Annotated in this window: 23 protein-coding genes; 15 read left to right on the top strand and 8 right to left on the bottom strand. The window is 54.2% G+C overall.

All coding sequences use genetic code 11. The features are described 5' to 3' along the window. Positions 1 to 353: 353 nt before the first annotated feature. Positions 354 to 701, bottom strand: coding sequence for a hypothetical protein (locus tag OHL23_RS17950; protein ID WP_263353333.1), 348 nt, complete (start codon positions 699 to 701; stop codon positions 354 to 356). 229 nt (positions 702 to 930) lie between these two features. On the opposite strand from OHL23_RS17950, the gene dcm reads away from it, so the two are divergent. From dcm to OHL23_RS17920, 6 genes are all read left to right on the top strand, one after another. Continuing rightward, positions 931 to 2,694, top strand: a complete 1,764-nt coding sequence (gene dcm / locus OHL23_RS17945) for a DNA (cytosine-5-)-methyltransferase (protein ID WP_263353332.1) — start codon at positions 931 to 933, stop codon at positions 2,692 to 2,694. Continuing rightward, positions 2,691 to 2,909 carry a hypothetical protein gene (locus OHL23_RS17940; protein WP_263353331.1) on the top strand — a complete coding sequence of 73 codons (219 nt, stop codon included), beginning with the start codon at positions 2,691 to 2,693 and terminating at the stop codon, positions 2,907 to 2,909. The genes dcm and OHL23_RS17940 overlap by 4 nt, the downstream gene beginning before the upstream one ends. A gap of 89 nt (positions 2,910 to 2,998) precedes the next feature. Beyond that, positions 2,999 to 4,288, top strand: a complete 1,290-nt coding sequence (locus OHL23_RS17935) for a DNA-methyltransferase (protein ID WP_317891698.1) — start codon at positions 2,999 to 3,001, stop codon at positions 4,286 to 4,288. Next, the gene (locus OHL23_RS17930; protein ID WP_263353330.1) at positions 4,285 to 4,641 is read left to right on the top strand and encodes a hypothetical protein; all 357 of its coding nucleotides are present in this window, start codon (positions 4,285 to 4,287) and stop codon (positions 4,639 to 4,641) included. The genes OHL23_RS17935 and OHL23_RS17930 overlap by 4 nt, the downstream gene beginning before the upstream one ends. Then, a complete protein-coding gene (locus OHL23_RS17925) occupies positions 4,638 to 5,276 on the top strand; it encodes a hypothetical protein (protein ID WP_263353329.1) in 639 nt (212 codons plus the stop codon). Before OHL23_RS17930 ends, OHL23_RS17925 begins: the two co-directional genes overlap by 4 nt. After that, on the top strand, positions 5,273 to 5,632 hold the full coding sequence (locus OHL23_RS17920; protein ID WP_263353328.1) for a hypothetical protein: 360 nt from the start codon (positions 5,273 to 5,275) through the stop codon (positions 5,630 to 5,632). Before OHL23_RS17925 ends, OHL23_RS17920 begins: the two co-directional genes overlap by 4 nt. A gap of 14 nt (positions 5,633 to 5,646) precedes the next feature. Here the strand turns inward: OHL23_RS17920 and OHL23_RS17915 are convergent, their stop codons facing one another. Further along, the gene (locus OHL23_RS17915) at positions 5,647 to 7,659 is read right to left on the bottom strand and encodes a tetratricopeptide repeat protein (RefSeq protein WP_263353327.1); all 2,013 of its coding nucleotides are present in this window, start codon (positions 7,657 to 7,659) and stop codon (positions 5,647 to 5,649) included. Positions 7,660 to 7,846: 187 nt separating this feature from the next. Between OHL23_RS17915 and OHL23_RS17910 the strand changes: the two genes are divergently transcribed. Next, positions 7,847 to 8,287 carry a hypothetical protein gene (locus tag OHL23_RS17910; protein ID WP_263353326.1) on the top strand — a complete coding sequence of 147 codons (441 nt, stop codon included), beginning with the start codon at positions 7,847 to 7,849 and terminating at the stop codon, positions 8,285 to 8,287. Positions 8,288 to 8,425: 138 nt separating this feature from the next. After that, complete coding sequence (locus OHL23_RS17905) at positions 8,426 to 9,412, top strand: site-specific integrase (RefSeq protein WP_263353325.1); 987 nt, start codon at positions 8,426 to 8,428, stop codon at positions 9,410 to 9,412. Between the two features lie 22 nt (positions 9,413 to 9,434). Here OHL23_RS17905 and OHL23_RS17900 read toward each other — a convergent pair whose 3' ends face one another. Continuing rightward, on the bottom strand, positions 9,435 to 10,463 hold the full coding sequence (locus OHL23_RS17900) for a TIR domain-containing protein (protein WP_263353324.1): 1,029 nt from the start codon (positions 10,461 to 10,463) through the stop codon (positions 9,435 to 9,437). 51 nt (positions 10,464 to 10,514) lie between these two features. Further along, positions 10,515 to 12,125, bottom strand: a complete 1,611-nt coding sequence (locus tag OHL23_RS17895) for a toll/interleukin-1 receptor domain-containing protein (RefSeq protein WP_263353322.1) — start codon at positions 12,123 to 12,125, stop codon at positions 10,515 to 10,517. 302 nt (positions 12,126 to 12,427) lie between these two features. Between OHL23_RS17895 and OHL23_RS17890 the strand changes: the two genes are divergently transcribed. After that, a complete protein-coding gene (locus tag OHL23_RS17890; protein ID WP_263353320.1) occupies positions 12,428 to 13,387 on the top strand; it encodes an ArdC family protein in 960 nt (319 codons plus the stop codon). A gap of 817 nt (positions 13,388 to 14,204) precedes the next feature. Here the strand turns inward: OHL23_RS17890 and OHL23_RS17885 are convergent. Further along, positions 14,205 to 15,215, bottom strand: coding sequence for a hypothetical protein (locus tag OHL23_RS17885; protein WP_263353319.1), 1,011 nt, complete (start codon positions 15,213 to 15,215; stop codon positions 14,205 to 14,207). Positions 15,216 to 15,422: 207 nt separating this feature from the next. Here OHL23_RS17885 and OHL23_RS17880 point away from each other — a divergent pair, with 207 nt between their 5' ends. Beyond that, positions 15,423 to 16,364: an HNH endonuclease gene (locus OHL23_RS17880; protein WP_263353317.1), complete on the top strand. Its 942-nt coding sequence runs from the start codon at positions 15,423 to 15,425 to the stop codon at positions 16,362 to 16,364. A 12-nt stretch (positions 16,365 to 16,376) separates the two neighbouring features. On the opposite strand, the gene OHL23_RS17875 is transcribed toward OHL23_RS17880, so the two are convergent. Then, positions 16,377 to 17,636: a TIGR02391 family protein gene (locus tag OHL23_RS17875; protein ID WP_263353316.1), complete on the bottom strand. Its 1,260-nt coding sequence runs from the start codon at positions 17,634 to 17,636 to the stop codon at positions 16,377 to 16,379. Between the two features lie 311 nt (positions 17,637 to 17,947). On the opposite strand from OHL23_RS17875, the gene OHL23_RS17870 reads away from it, so the two are divergent. From OHL23_RS17870 to OHL23_RS17850, 5 genes are all read left to right on the top strand, one after another. After that, on the top strand, positions 17,948 to 18,265 hold the full coding sequence (locus tag OHL23_RS17870) for a DUF736 domain-containing protein (RefSeq protein ID WP_263353315.1): 318 nt from the start codon (positions 17,948 to 17,950) through the stop codon (positions 18,263 to 18,265). A 60-nt stretch (positions 18,266 to 18,325) separates the two neighbouring features. After that, a complete protein-coding gene (locus OHL23_RS17865) occupies positions 18,326 to 18,985 on the top strand; it encodes a DNA methyltransferase (protein WP_263353314.1) in 660 nt (219 codons plus the stop codon). A gap of 359 nt (positions 18,986 to 19,344) precedes the next feature. Continuing rightward, positions 19,345 to 19,566, top strand: coding sequence for a hypothetical protein (locus OHL23_RS17860; protein WP_263353312.1), 222 nt, complete (start codon positions 19,345 to 19,347; stop codon positions 19,564 to 19,566). A 60-nt stretch (positions 19,567 to 19,626) separates the two neighbouring features. Next, a complete protein-coding gene (locus tag OHL23_RS17855; RefSeq protein WP_263353311.1) occupies positions 19,627 to 19,965 on the top strand; it encodes a hypothetical protein in 339 nt (112 codons plus the stop codon). Positions 19,966 to 20,164: 199 nt separating this feature from the next. Then, a complete protein-coding gene (locus OHL23_RS17850) occupies positions 20,165 to 20,395 on the top strand; it encodes a helix-turn-helix domain-containing protein (protein WP_263353310.1) in 231 nt (76 codons plus the stop codon). Positions 20,396 to 20,937: 542 nt separating this feature from the next. Here OHL23_RS17850 and OHL23_RS17845 read toward each other — a convergent pair. Further along, the gene (locus OHL23_RS17845; protein ID WP_263353309.1) at positions 20,938 to 21,609 is read right to left on the bottom strand and encodes a DUF7019 family protein; all 672 of its coding nucleotides are present in this window, start codon (positions 21,607 to 21,609) and stop codon (positions 20,938 to 20,940) included. 48 nt (positions 21,610 to 21,657) lie between these two features. Continuing rightward, positions 21,658 to 22,488, bottom strand: a complete 831-nt coding sequence (locus OHL23_RS17840) for a hypothetical protein (protein WP_263353308.1) — start codon at positions 22,486 to 22,488, stop codon at positions 21,658 to 21,660. Between the last annotated feature and the right edge of the window lie 266 nt (positions 22,489 to 22,754).

The raw sequence follows: 22,754 nt of genomic DNA, 5'->3' as shown, positions 1-22,754 counted from the left end.
AAAGCCTTGCGGCCAAACCTGCCCCGTTCTTTCGCTCTGAGCCAATACCCAGATCTCGTGCCCTTTCGGCAAGCGCCTCAATGTTCCTCGGACAGGGTAGGTAAAACTCTTGCCAAGCGGCCTAGGCTCAGCAAGAACTTCCTGGGGCCGTGGGTAAGTAATTTCGATACGAGGGCCAAATGCAATTCGCCATACCTGCACGATTCCGGCCCAAATTGCATTGCTCGCAACACCTTGGCTAATGGGGTCCATATCGTTCATAGCATAGCCGATAGCCCCTCAGTTGTTGGACGCACGAACAAGAGCGCAGCCCGTGTGTGTCTCGCTTCCGCTCATCGCTGTAATCGACCGACCTACCTGCTGGGCTTCTTTATCTTTTTCACCGCAGCCTTTTTAACTGAAGCGGCCTTAACTGCCTTCTTCGCTGCTTTCTTAGCCGGAGCCTTCTTGGCGGCGGATTTCTTGGCAGCCTTCTTCGGAGCGGCTTTTTTCGCGGGAGCTTTCTTTGCAGCCTTCTTTGTCGCGGTTTTCTTCTCTGCTTTCTTCACAGCTTTCTTGGCAGGCGTCTTCTTCAAAGCACCGGTCACTGCAGTTACCGCTGAATCAATTGCCGACTTGATAACGCCGGCCGCATCTTCCGCAGCCGCGAATCCTACCCCAACCGCAAATCCTGCCTTTTCGACTATCGTTTCGTCTGCCATTCTCAGCCCCCTCAATGTTTGTGTTAATACGCCGTTACGAATTGTAGGGTCATTTCGCAGTCAGTGGGTATTTCTTTTGTTGGTCCTTCCTGTGTTGCCTTTCCTGCCTAGCTTCGTCCCGCGCTCCTTCTGTCAAAGGTTTCCGCACCAAGGGACCGAGAAGCCCTTTGACAGCGCGCGTGCCTACGCTCTTACGGCAGCGTCAACACCAATCTGAAAGGACATGACGATGCTGAATTTCAACGATCAATCAAGGCCGCCGCCCATAACCTACGGCTGTGTTTGTTCCGGGATCTCTGCTCCTACACTCGCTGCAAAACATCTTGGATGGAAAATCGCCTTCTTTAGCGAAATAGATAAATTCCCCCGCGCTGTATTACAGCACCACTACGCATCGATCCCCCTACATTCCGACTTCACCACAATTCAGAAAGATACATATGGAACAGTTGACCTTCTTGTCGGGGGAACACCCTGCCAATCCTTCTCAGTCGCCGGAAAACGCCTCGGACTGGATGATCCGCGCGGCAACCTCGCGCTTGAATATGGGGCCTTGGCTACACGCCTTCATGCCCTCTGGCTGGCATTTGAGAACGTCCCAGGTCTTCTCTCAAGCGCCAAAGGCGAAGACTTCGCAGCATTCATCAGTGCCATTACCGGGATTGAATACCGACCTCCCGCCGCCGGATGGAAGAACGCTGGAATCGCCGAAGGCCGTACAGACAGATGGGGCATCGCCTGGCGGATACTTGACGGCCAATATTTCGGAGTGGCCCAAAGACGCCGCCGTTTGTTCGTTATCGGATATCGTGGAGACTGGCGTCCTGCCGCAGCGGTATTACTTGAGCCCGATAGCATGCGCGGGGATTCTCCGCCGAGCCGCAAAGCGCAGGCGAACGTTGCCGCCCTTACTGCAGCAGGCGTTGGAACATGCAGCGCGGATGATAACCAAGCCCAAGCAGGGCATCTCATCGCAGGAACTTTAGAAGCTGCTGCTGGCCGCAGCGGTGGCGCTGGGATCAATCCAGGAAGGCTTGTCTGTGCCAATCTGGCAGAAACGATGCGGGCGGGAGGCAATACTACTGGTGGTCATCGACCGCCAGGCACTGATGTTGACACGGCCAGTACCTACTTAATTGCACACAGCCTTCGCGGTGAAGGGTTCGATGCGAGCGAAGACGGCACGGGGCGCGGTACGCCGTTAGTGCCAGTGGCCTTCTCCTGTAAAGATGATGGCCGTGACGTCACGAATGATCTCTCGCCCACCTTACGCAGCATGAATCATGATGCCAGCCATGCGAACGGCGGAGGGCAGGTTGCGGTCTGCTATCCCATTCTTGAGCCCGGTTCACGCACTGGCGTCTCCACGACTGATCCCCGTGCGGGTATGGGAGTTGGCGACCCCGAAGATCCGATGTTCACTCTCCAATCGGGCAAGCAGCACGGTATAGCCGTTTCCTGTTTTCCAATTAATACCCAGATGGCCTTGCGTGACGAAGGAACAAGCAATAGTTCGCGTGAAGGTGTCGGTCTAGGAAAAGAAGGTGACCCAGCCTTCACATTGCAGGCTCATCATTCACATGCCATTGCAATGTCATTACGCGGTCGTGATGGCGGAGCTACAGCAGAATTATCTGGCGATGTCATGCCTGCTATCCGCGCTTCCCAAGGTGGCGGCGACAAACCGCATGTTCTGGTGCCCTCTGCCGTTCGCAGGCTTACTCCTATCGAGTGCGAACGGCTCCAGGGCATGCCGGACAACTATACCCTCGTTCCGCACGGAAAGAATAAGGCGAAGGATTTCCGAGAATGGTTCGAATACCTTCGTCTACGGGTAACGGGCCTGACTGAAATGGATGCACGTCAACTGGCTGCAGATGGGCCCAGATACAAAGCCATCGGGAACAGTATGGCAGTCCCGTGTGTGAAATGGATATTTGACCGGCTTGATCATGTACATCGGACCCTCTTGCAATCGGAGAAGGCAGCATGAGAACCATTCACCTTCCCGCTATCGACAAGCGGGTTCCATTATCGGCTTATATCAAGGCCATCCGAGCCGCCAAGGAGAATCCTGAGCGCACATTCACTACTGGTTTAACAACATGGTGGCCGACTACCGGCGCTGAAATCATGGATCAGTTCCGCCGAGGAATGATGAAGCGAATCAACGATGGCATTCCTTACTCCGAGAGGGGCCGATCATGACCAGCCTCCAGGACAAAGCAAATCCGCCGCCGTCATCGAAGGTTCAAATTCACGGTAGCACTTTGTGGCTTGGCGATTGTATCGAGGTTATGGCAACTCTCGATGCTGAATCGATCGACTCAATCGTCACGGACCCTCCCTATGGAATTCGATTCATGGGAAAGGCGTGGGACGGGTCGGACATCGAGAACACTGTGTCCGTCAAAATGCGCAAGAATACCGTTCGTGCGGACAGTTATAAGCGCCACGATGGACTGGCGTTCGCGGCCGGAACCTACGACACTTCGCCTTCTGGCAATACGGCCTTCCAGATCTGGACGCAAGCATGGGCTTTAGAAGCTTTCCGAATTCTCAGGCCAGGTGGGCATCTCCTCTCATTCGCGTCCCCACGCACTTACCATCGCATGACAACTGGCATCGAGGATGCGGGCTTTGAGATTAGAGATCAGATAATGTGGCTATTCGGCTCTGGGTTCCCCAAATCCCACAACCTCGATGGGAATTACGAAGGTTGGGGTACCGCCCTCAAACCGGCGCACGAACCCATCGTTGTTGCCAGAAAGCCACTGAAAGGTACTGTTGCCGACAATATGCTTAGGCACGGAACAGGTGCTCTGAATATTGATGCTTCAAGAATTTCGACAGAAGAGGTTCTCGCCGCTGGGGCCGGCGGTCTCTTTTCCCATATCCGTGATGGAAAGCCCTACCCCACTCGCACCCGCGAGAACGAAGCGAGCGCAAATAGACGATACTCAGGCTCTGGTGGCACCGACTTTGCCATGATTCCCGGTGTGAGAGGCGGAGACGAGCGCGGCCGCTGGCCCGCAAACGTAATACACGATGGCAGCGGCGAGGTATTGGCTTCATTCCCCCAGGCAACAGGACAGCAGGCACCCGTCACAGGCCGTGAGCCGAGCAGTAAAACGAACAACGTATACAGTTCTTTCAATGGCCGCCCAGCCACAACTCCGCGTGGTGATTCAGGAAGTGCGGCTCGTTTCTACTACTGTGCGAAGGCCAGCAAAGAGGACCGTGACGAAGGGCTGGATGGCCTTGCGGGTAAAAAACAAGACGAATCCCGCAAAGAGGGAAATCCTGGCGGCGATAATCCGCGGAATCGCGGTTTAACGCTACGCGCCAACCATCATCCCACCGTCAAGCCCACAGACTTGATGCGCTATCTGTGTCGCCTCGTAACGCCCCGCAACGGCATAATCCTTGACCCATTTATGGGATCTGGTAGTACGGGGAAAGCTGCGATATTGGAGGGATTTCGTTTCTTCGGCATTGAGCGCGAGGGGGAATACTTTGAAATCGCGCACAGACGTATTCAGGACGCTCAGAAACAACCCGATATGTTTCACATGAGCGCGACATGAATGAGCCATCGGACATACAACTGCCGCTGACCGGCGACGAAAAGCTTTGGGCTTTCCAAAAGGCTACTAACTCCATGGAAGGAGCCGAAAAGCGGTGGACCGAGCGAATCGCCAAAGGCCTGACCGATAAACAACTAGAAGAGGCGATTGCCTACGAGCTTGGAGATTTTGGAAGTCATGGGGGAGATCCGGTAGGCGTCACCTACCAAGCCAGTGGCCTGAGGATTTGGGCAGATCGTTGTCTCGGAAGCCGCAGCAACCCTCCCATACTTCAGGGTCATGACACAGTATCATTCGCTCGCCGTGTATATGGCATCAGCGATCCCAACGACAAGCAGGGGAGGTTGTTTTGAGCCATCCCCAGCAGCTTGGCTTCGGCTTCGATGAAATGCTCGAAGCCGAGCGCACAGCCCATATCCCATCGACGATGGAAGAGGCCACTCCGTACTATCGCAAACTCATTGAAAAACACCATGCCGCGATGATGGCAGGCGATAAAGACGCCGCGATGGCAGTCCGAGCGGAAGCCGATGATCTGGCGTATAAGCTTAACGGTAATGACTTCGGCATTAAGGGCGGACCGGACTCGATTCCTTCCCAATTAGAGCGTGCAACGGCCGCACCAGAAGGCATCGTCCCGATGTGGGGCCAGTCAGGCAACTACTCCATCGACGTGGACGGCATGAAGGTCCGTATTGAGCAGGATGGCATGTTCGCTGTCGGCTCACACGCAATGTTCTGGCTCGCCTTTTCAGCGCACGCAGTGGACTACGACAAGCCGTTCCTGAGTGAGACAGGCTACCGGAGCTTCATCGGAATATTCGCGCCGCCTGAAGCTGGCGTAACACCTGATGATTTCGCACGGGGAGCCATTCGAGGCCAGATGAAGCGTGAGCATAAGGGTAAGCCGTATCGTATCGAGCAGACCTATGTGGACCGAGAGATGGAGCGACGCGCACAGAAGTCGGCGGCGGAGCATGCGCAATGACGGACATCAACAAAGCCATCGCATTCGCCAAGGAATGCTTGAAGTGGGACGATCCACTTTCTGTCGTCACGGTTTACCACCCCCACGTCATCATTGATCAACGAAATATCGAACGGACATTCGTTCCAGCCCTTGTGGGAAGCAGTCTGGATGGATTCCTCGGCAAGCGCTTCTTCATTCAAATCAACCGCGGCACCACGAGCCTGTTCAAGTGGCGCGTCATGATCGGCCTGCAGGACATCTCAAAGTCTGCCGCGCGCTATGATCATGCTCAGGCTGAAAGTGATGACCTTTACGATGCGATCTTCGATGCGTGCGTGGCAGCGGCGCGCTTGTACGGCGACACCGACTATTGATGCTGGCAAATAGCCTAGAAGCTTCGATAGTGGTTCCGTATCAATTCCCCGTGCCGAATCCCGGCAGCGATGCTCTTCCTTTCTTCTTCTTTGTAGTTCGTCTCATCTGTAGGGCCAGAAGTCAGGAAGTTGAGTGCGGCCGACCACATACGCTTATATGTTCTATCGGTGTAATCCTTGTTAATGGACCACCCAATTGGCGTTTCTTGTGACTTGTCGTACCAATAGCGGTATTTCTTCATGTCCCGTTGCGTGCCCGACGGGAACATATAGCAACGCGACAGGTAGTATTCGGCTGCCGTTTCGCCAGTCGCAGCGCTTGACGAGAAGAGCTGAAACGCTCCCACTTCATCAACGCTGAAGCCTATCCCTTCCATGAGCTCGATTCCCACCAAAGCCTGCAAATCAGGATCACCAACCTCGGCCCCGATCACTTCCCAGCACATCATGTTGCGCAGGTCGCCTCTTTCAGCACTCTCCCACCATGCTGAGTTGACGTCGCCCGCGTTTAAATGGCCGGGATTTTCCACATCGCAGTACACGCTTTTCGTCTGATTCGCAGGGGTTTTCGCATCGATTGTGGCAATCACGGTCCAGTAATTGCTCTTCAGAGAATCTGTCGGCGTTCCTTTGCCATCCCTATACATCTGGAAGAGGTCTTTTTGCGCTGATTGGCCGCCGTCTTCCGCGACGAGCTTCGACCAAAGGTATGCCTGACGCAAGTCTGCCTTCCCCTCACCGAGCCTGCTGAGTAGGTAGGCATAAAATTTTTGCGAGGCCGCGTCTCCTTTTACGGCCCCCACATAAGCCCAGCAGGCAGCCGTAGCATCATCTGAGGCTTTGTGCGCCGCCTGCACAAGACGGCGGGTTTCGTTCAAATCGGTCGAACTCGGCTTCGCCGGATCGCAAGATGAGGTTGAAGCTGGGGCAGGCAGCGTTTTGAGCTGGGCAAACAGTGCATCCCGCTCGCCAGCCATTTTGTCGAGAATCTTGGTGGCGTATTTCTTTTCAGCAGCCGCTTCCGCGGCAGTTGGCGGCGGCGGGACTGCCGCTGCGATGAACTTCCATTGTGATGATTGTGTGCCAGCTTGGATGCTTGTGGCGGTTCCGTTAACGATGCCTGCTTGGTTCATGCCTCCGTCGTACACATAAATCGCGCCCATCAAAGCTGGTTCTCCCTTGCGAATCAACAAGACGCGCTTCTTGTCATATGCCTTCACGTAGAAATTCGAGAAAAATCCCGAGTCCCACCTCCCGTCGTACTGCGTTCCGGCCCATTTCAGAACCACACAATCTGTATGCGTGTCCGTTTCTCTGTCGCACAGCTGAATTTCCATCGGCGCCCCAAGAGGAGGTGCGGCGCTGACCTTGGCATTTTCGTCGACCTGATAGTCAGAGGGGACGTAATTCGGCTTTGCCGGAGGGAGCGAGTCTTGGGTTGGTGCAGTTCTTTGGCTGGTCGGTCCCGCCACTGCTCCCGATCCTGCCGCGACTGTCGGAGGCGCTGGAACTGGGCTACCTGTCTGAGTTGGTTGCGTTATTTGAGGGACCGGTTGCGGCGCAGGTTTCGAGGGCATCGTTACGGTGCCTTCCCACTTTCCCGATGCAAAAGGCGTGCCGTTATTGGACCACACTACAATGCCGGAAATTGTATTGCCGGCGGCAATCTTGCCCGTATAGGTCGCAGTCACGCCTAAAGTTCCAGCGGTATCTTTTCGCTCCATGGTCACGCCATTTTGCTGGTCGCGCTCGAATGTGATTGTCGCAACGGTTGCAGTTCCTTTCTTGTCTTTTGCGAAGGCGCTGACTACACCATCGAACCTGGCATCGTAATTCTGGCCATTCCATGTCAATGTTCCGTGGTTCGTAATTTGAGCCGGGTTCGGATCTGGCGACTCGGAAATCGAAATAGTTACCGGAACAGACGCTATGTCCTTGACCACAATCTGCGCGCCCGCTGGGCGCGTCGTGGGGTACGCAAGGCCGACAACGGCAAGTGCGAAAAGGAGACCCATGCGTTTGCGCATCGAGACCACCTCCTGAAGAGCTGATCAATTGTTGATCGATGTTTGGTGGATCGCAATACAGTCCAACGCATAAAACACCGAAAATCTCGGATTTTTTCCTTATACGGCTTATGCGGCTTCCACGACCTTCCGCGTTGGAGCGTTCCCGCCCAGATTGGGGTTAGAATTTGCTTCGCAGGAGGTTCGTATGGCCTACAGTGTCTTCGGTGGGGACGAATTCGGCGAAGCAGCTCTCGCTTTCGCACGCAACTGCTTGCTGCAGCCGGACTCATTCCTTGGATCGGAAACCTTCGGCCTAAGCGTCAGGCCGGATGGATACAACACCGGACCTGAGATGTTCTCGGATTGTCGGGACCTGGACTATAGGTCGCTGGATCAAGTCATGATGGTGGTGACTCACTGGTGCCAACTCAACAACGTCAAGCTTGAGATACTCTTCTCCGGCGAATCGTTCATTTGCCAATTTATTGAAGGCGACCCCGTAGACCAGATCATCGAAACCGCCCCGACCATGAATCTGTGTTTCGCATTGCTCAATGGCTGTTCCACGCTTGCGCAACATATGAAGAACATCATCCCGCCTCGTCCTTCGAGGTCATGGAGCGATTTCACCGGGAGAGACGATTAGAACCCGACGTTAAGAGCAGCTTTTTTTGCTGGGCCAGACACTATACGGGCGAGATTTGTATTTTCAAGTCTTCCTCTCGCAGACGATTCACCCTATGCTTGCCGCTGATAACAGGTTTTATCAATCGAAGGTAGTGCGATGACGGATTGCGGAATTATTCCCACCACTGGGTCTTTGGAACGATTCCAAGAAGCGAAGTGGAAAACGCCCGCACTCTTCTCGCCATCGCCCCGAGCGGAGGAACGCTTCTGGGATTTCTTCACCAGCAACATCCGCAACCGTCACACGCGGCGGGCATATCTACACGCAGCCCTGCGGTTTTCAGAATGGTGCTCGGCGTGGACCATCACGGATCTCCGGACCGTCCGGCCCATCAATGTCGCCACCTACATCGAGCAAATGCTGCAGACGCACTCCAAGCCAACGGTGAAGCTGCACCTGGCCGCGCTGCGCGTGCTATTTGACTGGATGGTGGTGGGGCAGCAGATCGAGACCAACCCTGCCCAAGTCGTCCGCGGGCCGAAACACTCCGTCCGCAGAGGCAAGACAATCCCGGTGAGCCCAGAAGAAGTGCGGCTGATCCTCGGCAGCATTGAGACCGACACGCTCATCGGACTGCGGGACCGCGCGCTCATCGCCATGCTGTTCAATACCGTGAGCCGCATCAGCGCAGCGCTGAGCATGCGCGTGGAGGACTATTTCACCGCCGGGCGCGATGCGTTTGCGAGGCTACAGGAGAAAGGCGGGAAGGAGCACGTCGTACCAGTGAACCACGTGCTCGCTCAATATATGGACGCCTACATCCATGGCGCTGGGCTCGCAGACGACCCGAAGGGACCGCTATTTCGCACGTCGCCGCGCTGGTCTGTTCATCTTGAGCGCCGTCCCATGTTGCAGGGAGACGCGTACCACATGATTGCCCGGCGGAGGAGAGCAGTCGGCATCACGACCAAGATCGGAAACCACAGCTTTCGCGCCGGCGGCATTACCACGTATCTCAAGAACGGCGGATACCTTGAGGTTGCCCAAAGGCTGGCTGGGCACGCATCGCCAGTCACTACGCAGATATACGACCACCGGGATGACGAGGTATCGCGTGCGGAGGTGGAGAGGATTGCGATCTGACACGCGTTGCGTTCACTCGCATTTATTGTTCCCGTTGCTCCCAGTTTCGAAGTGCCTGTATTAACTCCTCGGGACCATCTTTAGCGAAGTAGTCAATCCATCTATAGCCCCTCAGGGGCATCGGAGGGTCTACATCATCTAGCCTGACCGGGATGACTACAGCTTTGTCCTTGGATTGTAGAACTGACTCCAAAATCCTAAGCTCGTTCTCTGCATAGGCGCGACCGTTAACGTTGAGTGACTCCTTTGATAGGAAAATGAGGAAGAAATCTGACTTCTCAATTGCGCTATAAATCTCAGTCGCCCATCTTTGACCAGGCAGTATCTGCTCACTATCCAGCCATGGCCGAAATCCTGCCTCTCTCAGCGAATCGGAAATTAGTTTGACTTTCTCGACATCACCTCTGGCGTGAGAGATGAAAATTTGGGGAGAAGCTTTTCGTCTGGATGATTCCGTATCCGTCGCGGCTGCTTTCCCCCTCCCTTGTTTCGAATCCGCGACGGCGGCCGCTGCGGGGATAATTTGTGCTATCTGTCGGATCAGGTGTTCTCTTACGAATCTTTCAAAGTCGATAGAAGACCCATACTCCCAGAACAGTAAGCCTAATTTTTCCAGCTTCTGCTTGAAGCGAGAAACCCGCTGGAACTGGGCCAGCTCTTTCGCATTCGTGGTGTAGAAGGGACTCGTCTTGAAATAAAACATGATGTAAGGCTTCCCATATGACTTGAAATATTCATAGGCACGATCAAATTCCTCTCCTGTTCCAGACCCAGCCCGCTTCGTTGGGGTGCCAAACCTCTTCCACATCACCCCCACGAAAATGTCGTATGCGCCGATTTCTTTGTTGATTACATCCTGAGCGTCGGCCCCGACCGCAGGCCACGCATGCGTCTCCCATCGCACCACTTCAAGGTCTATAGATTGCTGGCTGTCGAACATCTGCTGGTTACTGAAAATTCGCCGTAACTCAGGAATCACGATATTCGACAGGATTTCTCGCTCTTCCGTGACGTCTCCAGGCGACGCTACAAATATTCGAATACTCTTCATTCACTCTCCCGAAAGTTCAGTCCATCTGGGGCGGAGGGCATGGCCTTAATGTCAAAGATCAAATGCGCGGCTCGCAGCGAGATTCGCGTAATTCATGCGAATATAGCCCTCTCGAATCAGTCTGCGGTCAAAGAGCACAAACCGGGTCGCGATGTCATCTTGCGTCGCATGTTGGACCTCACCAAAGGAATCCTCATAGGTAAACCAGCCTTCTCTCGTGGCTGACGGACGGATGTGAACGTCGGCCCGCTTGGCGTCAACTCCGGTGGTCTCATATCGCGCGTAGGCGACAGCGTTGAACTTGGGTTTCCCAGGTAGAAACCCCATCTCTGACAGGGCCGCAACTTGTGGGATATCGGCAATCTTTGGCTCTCTTCCAAGCAGTCTCAGCAGATTGTTCACAATATCGGCATTGCTGTCGGTCAACGAATTTATAGCGAATCGACCGGCGAACCCCGGACTGTATTCAACGAGATCGTCCCGCGTGATGTTGTGCCAGATGGGCAGAATGACTTTTCTACCAACGCTTTCCCGCTCAAATAACGATGTCAGCTCATATTCAGTCCATTTCTTCTTTGCCAGAAATGCTTTAGAAAACACGACAATGCCATACCGGCAGGCCTTCAATCCTCTATCGATTGCGCTGCGTAAATCGTCGCCCCACTCCAACGAAATCTTATCGAACCAGACTTTGATTCCTGCGGCCTCAAGGCCGCGTGCCAAAGGCTCCACATAAGACTTATCTTCCGTAGCATGCGAGACGAAGACATCGTACTCTTCATTAGTCGCTTTTGATTGGGGAGTTGGCGTAGCGGCTTGTAATGGGCCATTGTTGGCCAATAGGACCTTACCGGCTTTGGCAAATTCTCCGGATTCATGCAGGACGATCCTCTCCTGTGCATCGAGCACAGCAGCTGCCTGATGGAATTCACCCGTGGTGCAGCCCAAATAAGCTGCGTCCCACGGATCAGAAACCCATGCTTGTGTATCCTTGCGTCCCGCTTTGAAGCCGAGAAGCCAAACCTTTTTGGACAGGAAATCATGAATAGCCAGATCGTCATGCCGCGTAGCCGAGTAACCAAATTCAACAATGTCGCCTTTGCTACCCAACAATTCACGCGTGGGATGAAAGCTGACAGCCTTTGAGTCCACCGCAGATCTGATTGAATTGACAATGAGCGATAGCCTGCTGAATGGGTTGGAGCCAGATCCGGGCATTAGTTGCGCGGCGGTGATTTTGACCGCGCATCGGGCGAGTTCGCCTGTCAGCCTATCCTTCAGATGGACCCAAAGCGCGCTCGCAGAAATATAAGCGTTTCCGGCCTCGTTAACCATCGGACTTAGCGGCCACTCCCAGTCCACCTCAAGTAACCGGCCAGACTTGGTCACATAAAGGTTGGGATCTACATTCATGAAGCGGCTGTTCAACACCTGCGCCAGTGCGAGAGCTGACTCCCGGTACTCTTTCGTTCCCGGTATGTCGCAAATCTGGTCCCTGGTCAGACCCATATTCCAGTTCTTCGTGAATCCTGTGACTTCGATGAGATAGGTGGTACCCGTCATCAGACGCCGCGGGTCCGGCATCTTTAGCGTCTTTCCACTTTCGATGATGTTTCGCAGGTAATCTACGCCGCGAGCGAACTCTTCGTCCGTCTGCTTCATCGCGATCCTTTCCGGAGACGAGTGAATGATAAATCATTCTCACCCGCGTGCCCTCTCTCCGCTTGTGCCGGCCGCCGTACCTCCTTTCGGTGCGAAAATCACCCTCGCTGCCTCCTGCTATTCGGCCAATGTGCGCCCGCCGCTCGTTTGCGTCAATACACGCATTTTCCGGCGCGCTTTGCGCTTTCCATCGCGAAACAAAAGCTATGACGCACTCACTGACCGGGCACCGTGGATGCCGAAGCAAGGTCTTTACAGCCGTGCAGATTCAACCTATGGTTTCCAAACTCTGGAGGAGAAATATGAACCCGAACGATAAGCCGCCACCGCGTGATTTCCGTGCAGAAGTCACTGCCGACATTATTAAGCTCTTGGAACACGGAGCGGCACCATGGCAAAAGCCTTGGGAAGATGTTGCCGGCGGAGGGATGCCATTCAACCCGACAACACAAAAGCCCTACCGCGGTGGAAACGTACTGGCATTGATGATTTCAGAGATGCAGCACGGGTTCTCCGACCCTCGCTGGATGACATACAAACAGGCTGCCGAAGAAGGCTGGCAAGTACGCAAAGGCGAGCGAGGGAGCAAGATTGAATTCTGGGAAGCGAAGGCTGGAAGCAAAGATCCGAAAGCTGCAGACGACGAGAGACAAGGTCGACTGATTCATCGCGTCTACACCGTGTTCAACGCCCAGCAGATTGACGGCATACCGCAGTTGCCCAAGAAAGAGCGCCAGGAGTGGGAGGCGTGCGAGGCTGGAGAGAAAATCCTCAAGGATGCCGGCGCAGAGATTCGATATGGTGGCGGCCGCGCCTACTACCGCAAGGACACTGACCACATCCAGCTTCCGCCGCGTGAAATCTTCAAGGACGCACCAGGCTTCTACGGCACTGCATGCCATGAACTAATTCACTGGACAGGCGGAGAGAAACGCCTTAACCGCGAAACATTGATGAAATCCAAAGGCATGAATGCCGACGACGAAAACTATCCGCGCGAAGAGCTGGTAGCCGAAATCGGCAGCATGATGCTCGGAGTGGAGACAGGCATTCCGCACGACCCGTCGCAACATGCCGCCTACGTGCAGTCGTGGATTAAATCGTTGAAAAGCGATAAGAATGAGATTTTTCGCGCGGCGAGCGCTGCCTCGAAAGCATGTGATCTGTTGCTCCAGCGAGGCAAGCTACAGGAGGTCTTGGCTACGAGTCACGTCGACCGCCTGGCAGAGGAGCTGGCTCCGCAACTTGCAGCTCTGCGCTGAAGTCTGCATCCGCAGTTTCATCTTCAAAGCCGGAGCCCCTCACAGATTCCGCGCCGATGGCATCCATAGCGTTGCGCATCGTTGTCTCAAATGAGTTCTTTCTTCGGTATTCATGCATTGCGGTGACCGTAACAGAGCGAGTGCAATGCCTCAAGTGCTAAAGTGCCATCCGGTTGCCCTGCGCGTCCCGCCGAAAAATCTCAACTGCGAACCTGTCGAAGCTAAGGGTATCAATTTCACGCCTGAATATAACCCCTAGCTTGGTAAGGTCCCGATCGACGCCACTGCCAGCTCGCAAGAGCGCCATGTGGGGCTGAAAATGACGGGCTCCGAAGGCATTCGAACTATGGGTGCTAGGTCGACGCCCGCCTAGTACAGCCGAAGTCTCGTGGAGTAGGAGCCGATTCCGTAGTTCCTGGATAGTTTCTCTAGCGGCATTGCTCCGTTGCACACGTATTCCCACCTTGCGCTTGGCTGGCTCTAATTCTGGCCGAGGATTTTCACCGCCAGGCGCCATCACCATAAAGCGAGTCTCTGCTGTTGGGACGACGACGCTTACCGCTTCCGTCTCGGTTATCACGCCCGACATCGGCCGGCGCGCATGATAAATCGTGATATGCATTCTCGGGACCAGCGACTTTCGCTTAATACCGCACTTTGTCGTCAGAATATCCCAGACCTTAGCGCTGTCGACGTCGCAAAGAAACAACTGCGCCCACACTTCGAAGTTAGGCATGGGCCTGACACTGGGCTTATGTGGGTGCATTCAACAATCCTAAAGCCCCCCCCCGTGTTTCGACCCTTCGGATAGCTAGGCTTACAGCAGCGCTTTTATGATTGGGAAAAGGACAGATCCTACGGCGGTCAGACCGGCGATCATCACCTGCCAGTCACTGGAGTTGCTTGCTTCAGCAAGCAGCGCGTTCAGTGGGGCCGCTTCTCCTGCCCAGGTCGCAATCAAACCCAGCTTGCGAGCATTCCAATTTCTCGTCGCGAGTAGCAACGGGCGTCCCGCAGCGAACCAGGTGACGATCCAGAGTATGTCTACGAGCAGCACTGACGGCAGATAACGCGCGTCTTTTTGAGACGCGATGAGATTCCAATACATCACGTTCCTAGGAACAAAGATCAGGAGTATGAGAAGCGTAGACACTTGCCACAGGGATAGCGCCTCTCGAAATACTTTGAGGGCTTCCAGAGCCGCGTCTATAGAGTCTTTGGGCTTGTCGTGGTTCGAGTGAATCCCTGCGTCGACGATTTCCAACCTTCGGGCCGCCAACTGCCAGAATGTGCAAATGAGGAAGTACATTCCCAGCTGGCGAAGATCCTGCAGCACGTATGACGTCTTACTGATCTCCCAATTCACCCAATAATACGTAGTTCTGCCCAGACCGGGCCGGTTTAGAACAAAATTTCTGACGTAGGTCAATGTGCCAGCGCAACAGTACACCAATACCGTCCAGCCGAGGACATTCTTCCATCGCAGATTTGTAAGAGGGTACGCCCAAAGTGCAATTAGTAGACCGAGACTCAAGTACGAAATGAACCAGATTTCGTTTAACCAGTCACCCTCCATGCCAAAGAGGCTCAGCGGCGGCTTCGCATGAAGCTCAGCTGACAGTTCATTCTTCAGAGTGATGAGGCCCGGTATGGCGGCCGATGGAGTGGCCTTGTCAACAATCTGCGCATTGATTGAGTCGATCCTATCCGCCAGCTGCTTATGGGAGTTTTGATAGGCATCCCATTGACCCTTCTCAGGCTCAGCCAAGCGCAGCGCCACGCCCGCAGTACCCAGAACATTCTCGCGGTACGCGACCAAGCCGGGCACCGCGTAAATCCAGCAAACCAGAACAACAACGAATGCAGCCGTGAAAGTGCGGAGGCGCGGTTGTTTCCAAGGAGACTGTGGCAAAAGGCCAGAATCGACGATCCCACCTTTCTTCGGCGCTGAGTGAGTCATGCCACCAATAATACCCCGCCGTGTTTCGCCGCCGAGCCAAGTCTCTTCTCTTGTAAACTTCTCCCAGCAACTGCTATGCGAATCTTCGTTGGGGTTACAGACAAAGACTGGTTCCACCTTCACGCCTCCCGCACCAACGTGGACGAGGTTAATTTCTGGCGCCCTTCTCCCACTGCCACTTTCAAAGCGTTAGACCCCGGCGAGCTTCTGCTGTTCAAGCTGCATGCGCCGGATAATTTCATCGTCGGCGGTGGTTTCTTCACAAAGTTCCTGCAACTGCCCATCAATCTCGCGTGGGATGCTTTCCGGGAATCTAACGGCGTTCGGTCTCTGCCAGAGATGAGGCAACGAATCGCCAAGTACCGCTCGGAGCCTATGGGACCGACTGAGAACCCGAATATTGGCTGCATAATGCTGGCGGAGCCATTTTTCTGGCCCAAAGAGCAGTGGATACCGTCGCCCGCAGACTTTAAGCTGAACACGGTGCAGGGTAAGGGCTACGAAGCCGAAGCCGGTACAGGCCGCGAACTTTGGGTTGAAGTGGAGCAGCGGTTGAAGCTTCAGCCCGCTGCACAGCTGCAGGACGAGACAGCCACCGTTGCCGCGATTGAATCCCACGGCTTCGGTAAACCGCAGATTGTGCTGCCGAGACTGGGTCAGGGATCTGTCCGAATCGTCGTCACGGATGCCTACGAGCGCAGGTGCGCGCTCACCGGAGAACGGACGCTACCGGTCCTTGATGCGGCCCACATAAAGCCCTACTCAGTTCTGCAGCGGCATGAGGTGTCGAACGGCATCCTGATGCGAAGCGACATCCATCGGCTGTTCGATGAAGGCTACATCACCATCGACCCTGCCGACCGAAAGATCCTCGTGAGCCCTCGGATTCGCGAGGAGTTTGATAACGGGAAGGAATACTACCGGCTCCATGGATCTCCGCTCCGGCTACCATTGAACTCTGCGTACCATCCTCAAATCGACAACCTTGAATATCACGCCTACAACATTTTTAGGTAGAACTGCCGTGATCTAAGGCAAGTCATCGATCAGCTTCATGAGAAAGCTTGCGAGACCCAGGAGCTCAGTCACCCTGACGGGATCAGAGTGGCCCACCGTGCGGTGACTCAGCGGATTCTTAATAGCGCCTATCGATCCACGAAAAAGGGCCATATAACCTTCCTGTTCAGCAGGAATGTCAGAAAACTTCAACGCTGGAGATTTAGGGTTCATTGCAGACGCAATGAGGTTGACTCCCACGTCTGTTGCTGGAGCCTTAGATCGCGCACGCACCTGTTCCTCGACAGCAGTGAACGCGGCGAGCACGGCAGAATCGTACTCTCGTGCCGAAAATAACGCTCTGCAACGCTTCGCTATTTTGGGATGCAGTCCGCTTAGCTCCTCTGACGTTGAATCAGTTTTGCGTTTACGGAACTGTAGAAGCCGTATTTTGGTGAGCAGCCCGAGTGCTTCGCCGAGGTTGTGTAATTCCCAATGGCCTCCCGGTGGGTTGAACCGTCCAACATTCTCAAATCCGAACAAGCGGATCTGTTCCAGCCCGGCTGCCCAAACCTTATATTCGGGAGACTCGGCGCCGAACCTAAGCTCAAAGAGCTCGGTCATACCCGTATACCATGCTTTAAGCTCAGCGACCGTTACTTGCTCTTGAGGTTTTCGTTGCGCACCGACACGCTCAAGGAGATCCGTGATTTTCTGAAAGAACACTCGACCTTCGTCAATCAGTGCATCGATCATTGCAGTAGCATCGACGTCATCCGGTTGCGTGTTAACCGGTGCGGTTGATTGCTTCGATGGCAAAGCTGCCTCAAACCGGCCTACCGACATGGCTGCTTCATCTAATCTTGCCCTGGATACGGTCGCCGTATACCTCAGCGCTGCTATAGCTGAGGCGTACCGCTCGGGATTTGCTCCGACAAACGATGAGCAGAGGTTATCGGCCATCCCAATGGCTCGGTCCAGCTCGCGCTCATAAGCTGCGGTTACGATGAGGCTGAGCTCTTTCCTCTCACTTTCATTGAAGGAATGATCTGCAAATGGATCGATGTAAATCTCTCTCAGAATGCCCTCGATGGCCTGAAATCTTTCGAGGACGATATCCGCGACCTTCTGCGTGTATCTGCCTGCATGGGCTATTCCTTCGTTAGAGTATTGAGCTACTAAGTCCCTCGTACTCCGGATTGCGTCTTCATAGAGATTCGCGGTCCGGAAGCTAAACTTGTTTTGCGCCGTTCTCGTTGTGTTTACGAACCATTCGCTCATACCTTGTTCCACGCTTTTTCTCCAATTCCGTATCCTAAAGCATTTTCAGCCTTGGATTTCACCCCCCACCGTGTTTCGGCTTGTTTGATCCGCTGTTCAACCAACCTCCCCCTGCACATTTGAATCCCACTGCGATCTCGCTTTCTCCACGGCGACTATGCGCGCGTCACTCCCAAGTCAATTCACGGATTTTCCCCGGCCTCCGGCCTCCTCGCGCCCGCTTCGCTCCAAAATCCTATGACTTGATCGCTATTCCGCGCGCCCAACGTGCGCCGTAAGCGAGGACGCGCAGTGCGACCTCCGAAATCAGAAGGAGAAAGTTTATGGCCTATAACATCGGATTTTTCACCAAGACGGACAGCGGCTTCACAGGCAAAATTGAAACGCTCGCAGTCAGAGCCACAGCGGAATTCCACCGGATACTTAACCGCACCAACGAAAATGCCCCGGCCTTCGAAATCTTCTCCGGCGATCTCAAGATCGGCGCCGCTTGGGAACGCCAGGGCAAGAAGGGCAAATACCTTTCGGTCAGTTTTGAAGACCCCAGCTTTTCGTCCGGCTACTACAACCTCTACAAGAGCGGCGTCGAGCACGGTTACACGCTCACCTTCGAGCGGCCACGCGCTGCGAAAAAGGACTAAATCAAATCCGGGCGGCCCGCAAGGGTCGCCCCTTTTTCATTCCAGCTTCATGAGCAGTATATGTACAACACCATCTATAACGCCGATTGCACCAAGTTCCTTCCGCATCTTCGCGCCGAGAGCATCGACTTCATCCTCACGGACCCGCCATACCTTGTGCGATACCAATCGCGTGACAGCCGCACGGTGCCCAATGACGACAACGACGCATGGTTGAAGCCAGCTTTCGTCGAGATGTACCGCGTGCTTAAGCCTGATTGCTTCGCGGTGTCCTTCTACGGATGGCCAGCAGCCGACAGATTCCTTGCCGCATATCGCAACGCAGGTTTTCGCACTGTAGGCCACATCACGTTCCCGAAAGGATATTCGTCATCGACGGGTTATCTGCGCAGCGAGCATGAGACTGCACACCTCCTTGTTAAGGGCAATCCGTGGCAGCGCGACGGAACCATAGCTGATGTGCTGCCGTGGAAATATACCGGTAACCGGCTGCATCCTACCCAGAAGCCCATTGAGGCACTTGAACCCCTAATCGGACGGTTCTGTCCGCCCGGTGGCATCGTGCTCGACCCGTTTGCGGGCTCTGGGTCGACGCTTGAAGCCGCGCAGCGTCTCGGCCGGAAATGGGTAGGTGTGGAGCTTTCAGCCGAATATCACGCAATTGCGAACAAGCGTTTGTCGCAATGGGAACGCCCGCGCCCCAGCTACGAGCAGGAATAATCCCGATGGGGTGGCCTCGGTCACCCCATTTTCTTCTTGACTGTCCCGTTAAGCGGGATATAGTTCACAGGCTTCAATCAGAAGCAGCCGCGCCTCGGGCATCAGGGGCACGCGTAGAGAACCATCATGCACAAATCAGATATACCTAAATATCAATTGCGCGGCTATAGCTCATAGGAACAGCTTGAACGGGATCGAGGATGTGATGACGAACTAGGTGTGGACACTCTAAGGGAGGCAAAACGCGTTGCTAAATACTGGATGACCGAAGCCTACAGACGGACGGTCGAATCAAGCAGCGCCATCGTCATCGTCGAAATTTGGAAAGACGATGAATGCATCGATGAAGTGAGGGCATCATGACTCCTAAGCAAATTAAAGCCCAGACAGAGAGAAATATCCGGGCTATCGTTCTTGCCATACAGAAACCTGCAATGGCGATCGGGTACAGGTTCGGGGATATAGATCAGGTGATGGTATCGGCCGCGGACGAACTCCTAGCAATGGTGGACCGGTGGGCAGATGAGCAGCGGAAATATATCGAAAACTGCGTAACCGAAGGAATTTGGACCGGTATATAGCCTCATTACGAAGCATCCAGCTTCCCGCGCGCCTCGGTGGATTCATGGGCGGAGAAAATCATGACGAAATCACAACATACACCACTTCCTTGGAGGGCTATAGCGTCTGAAGGGTATAGGGTACAAAACGGCCCATACCCCGATGGCGGGGGCAATGTGGTCATCATGGCAGACGCTATCTTTGGAAATACGGTAGCAAACGCCGACTTCATTGTCGCAGCCTGTAATTCCCACTATGAATTGCTTTCTGCTGTAGAACATTTGCGTGGGTGCCTTGAACACGCCAGAAAGATGCTCGCTGGAGAGGTGCGCAAAAACTCTAATGATGTCGCAGCCCTTGCGGATAGGGTAAAACAGTACGACTCTTTGATCGCGAGAGCGAAAGGAGGTGCAGCATGAAGGCCGTTTACAGCTTCATTCCTCGGTTTTGCGCGTGGTGCGGAAAAGCTCTCAATATCTATGCTGACAAATACGGGCGCGAAGATTGGCATTCAGGGGCCTCACACTCATGCGATTGCGGCGTACATTTTGCAGCTTCCACGGAAGAAGCCATTCTTACGGCTTCTGACGTTCTTGGTAGCGACATGCGAAGGTATGCATGACCAACCATCCAAACCGAGGCCGCATCCAGCATTGGCCCCAATACCTCCAGGGATTCCGGGCGCGCTTTGGACTCAGCCAGCGCCAACTGGCGGAATTGCTGCCATCCACGGTGCGAGACATAGAGGAAATCGAACAGGGTATCTATGCGCCTCGCCCCTATTTGAAGCGGGCCCTTGGGGATCTGGCTGCTGAGTTGAACAAACCTCCGTTTCCCGATTCGCAATGATTCCGGCATCCACATTCACTGAAATTAGAACCCTTCTTGAAAGGCACATGCTCTCATTGCATCAGGCCCGCTGCAGAATCCGGGGTTCGGCAAATCGCCAAGTACTGGTTGCTGTCAAGTCGGGGCAAATTCGACGGGCGGCTTGTCAGCGTTGCGGGAATCCTCAGGCACAAGCGCACCATGATGATTATGCGAAACCGAGCACAGTCCGCTGGTTATGTGCGAAACACCATTCAGAGTGGCACAGATCCAACAAAGCGAAATACCCTAGCCATATTCTTGCGATGGCGATCTTATCGATGGGGTCGCCACTAATTGGTAGGGCGAGAACACATTATCACCGTGATAAGCGGCTCCTCAAAGAAGCGCTCAAGCGAATTGCCACTCGACACTCACAAAGCCGTGAACAAGGTAGGAGAAACGCTCACCTCGGGACAAAAGCCTGAGGTTGACGAAACAACGATACAGCGGTGGGAGGCGGGGGTGTGCAGACCGCCGCCGTATTTGAAGCGAGCACTGAGGGATGTGGCAAGGGAGTTGGCTCAATCGGCCATTGCGACATAGAGAGGCGTTGCCAGGAGGACGTGTTTATCCTTTAGTAAGGGGTTGTCGTTGAATCTCTCCACTGGCCCATAGGCTAGCCTCTTCGCAACAAAGTCGATTCTTTGTTCTGGTCCTCTCATCTGGGTCGTAGCCAGTTCGACCGCAGTTATGGGACTGAAATCTTGGCCGTGCTGGCGAGCCCATTCTAAGTCTGGGTTCTCGCTATGTAGGCCGAGCTCCTTAGAAAGAAAATCCAACAAAAATGGCGTGGCTGAATGCGAATGAGCAGAAGATGTTCCGGCATTGCCTATGAGATGTTTTGTTGATCCGCCTAATCCGAGAATAGTGCGTTCAGTTTCGCCGCCGAAATATACGACCGGATTATCATCGCGTTGAAAACCGTAATAGCCCCAGCGCATTGAAAGCGTGTCCTCAATGTATTCGCCCGGCCGATCAGCCGTGCCGATGTCGCCATATTCCCGAATGAAGTCCACAACCGTTTCAAGCCGCGCTATCCGATTGTCCTCGCTCTCGGTTTCGGTCTTTCTGGACGCCGAAAGCAGCTTCAGGTCCATTTTGAATTCGAGCGCGACCTTCTTCTTGATGTCGTGGGGAACCTGCGGGAACAGCATGTCCACCTTGGCGTCCGAGATGTAGATGTAATATTTCACGCGCTGATTTTAGCAGCCAACGTAAGAAATGCGCTGTGATCCGAACGGCTACTCAACCGCCGGAACAATGCCGGACGAGGAGCATCGCTGCGCCCGGCGGAAGATGTTCGGAGCCTGGCAATCATCAACCGTGACCCGATCAAAACAATAGAGTCTCGCAAGCTTGTCACCGCCATAGCAAGCTCCCTTATCGTTGGGCTTCACTGTCGGATTCGGCGTCTTCGGTGGATTCGCAGGGAAAGTTAGAACTGCTGAAACCGTGCCGTTCTGGTAGTTCCGTTTGAACTTTGTTGGGGCGTTGTTCATGTAAAGATCGCTGTCGCTGAGTGAGAACGTCAGCCACGGATACCGGGTTGGAATCGATAGCCCTGCGATACCGCTGATCTGGTACCCGTGCATGTCGTTCAGCGTCGGCACGAACCCTGCCAGAGCATAGAAAATCAGCTTCGGGGGTTTTCCGGGTGCTTCACCAAGCAAATATGAAAACTGCCCAGAGACGGGCAAGACGGCAAACTCGACCTTGTTGGCAGTCGAATAGAGCCTCTGGTTCATATAGCCAGCCCCAATTCCAAACGATGCAAAGACGGGGTGCGGCGTTTCATGCGGATCTTTATTGTCACTACAACCTCTCAGGTAGAACTGCCCTTCTATTGCGTAGGTTTGCTGGAGTCCAAGTCCGAGAGAATTGTTTCCGAAAAAATCAGCATCCAGCCCTAAATAGATATTTGTTATCTCGGTCTTGTCCTTCGTGTCGGCGCGACCGAACACGCCCATCGTAGCGTCACCCTTTAATTCGTTATTGTCCAGGTTGACGGTCGATGCGCCTAGCTTCGTGGTAGCAGTGTCGGATGCGTTCGCTGCGATCCCGATCTGACGCATATGAGCATCGCAATACGAGTTGGAATGTACACCTGAAAGGATTGCGCTTCCGCCGGCAATCGTTTGTGTTTGCGTGCCTGTGGTCCAAGATAGCGTAGGCGCTACCACTGCGAACGCGGTCGGAGTCTTTGCTGTGCCATCTGCGGGCGCTTGGCTGTTTGCTGTGGAAGCAACGCAAAAGAGCAATGAAAGACTGGCGACTTTCAAGCCACGCTGAAAAGCAATTGGATTTGTTGAGAGACGTGCGCGAAGAGAATGCATACCTT

Origin of the sequence: Acidicapsa acidisoli (assembly GCF_025685625.1) — a bacterium.
GTDB lineage: Bacteria > Acidobacteriota > Terriglobia > Terriglobales > Acidobacteriaceae > Acidicapsa > Acidicapsa acidisoli.
Note: the sequence above shows the minus strand (reverse complement) of the source record. Positions and strands in the feature narration are given on the sequence as shown.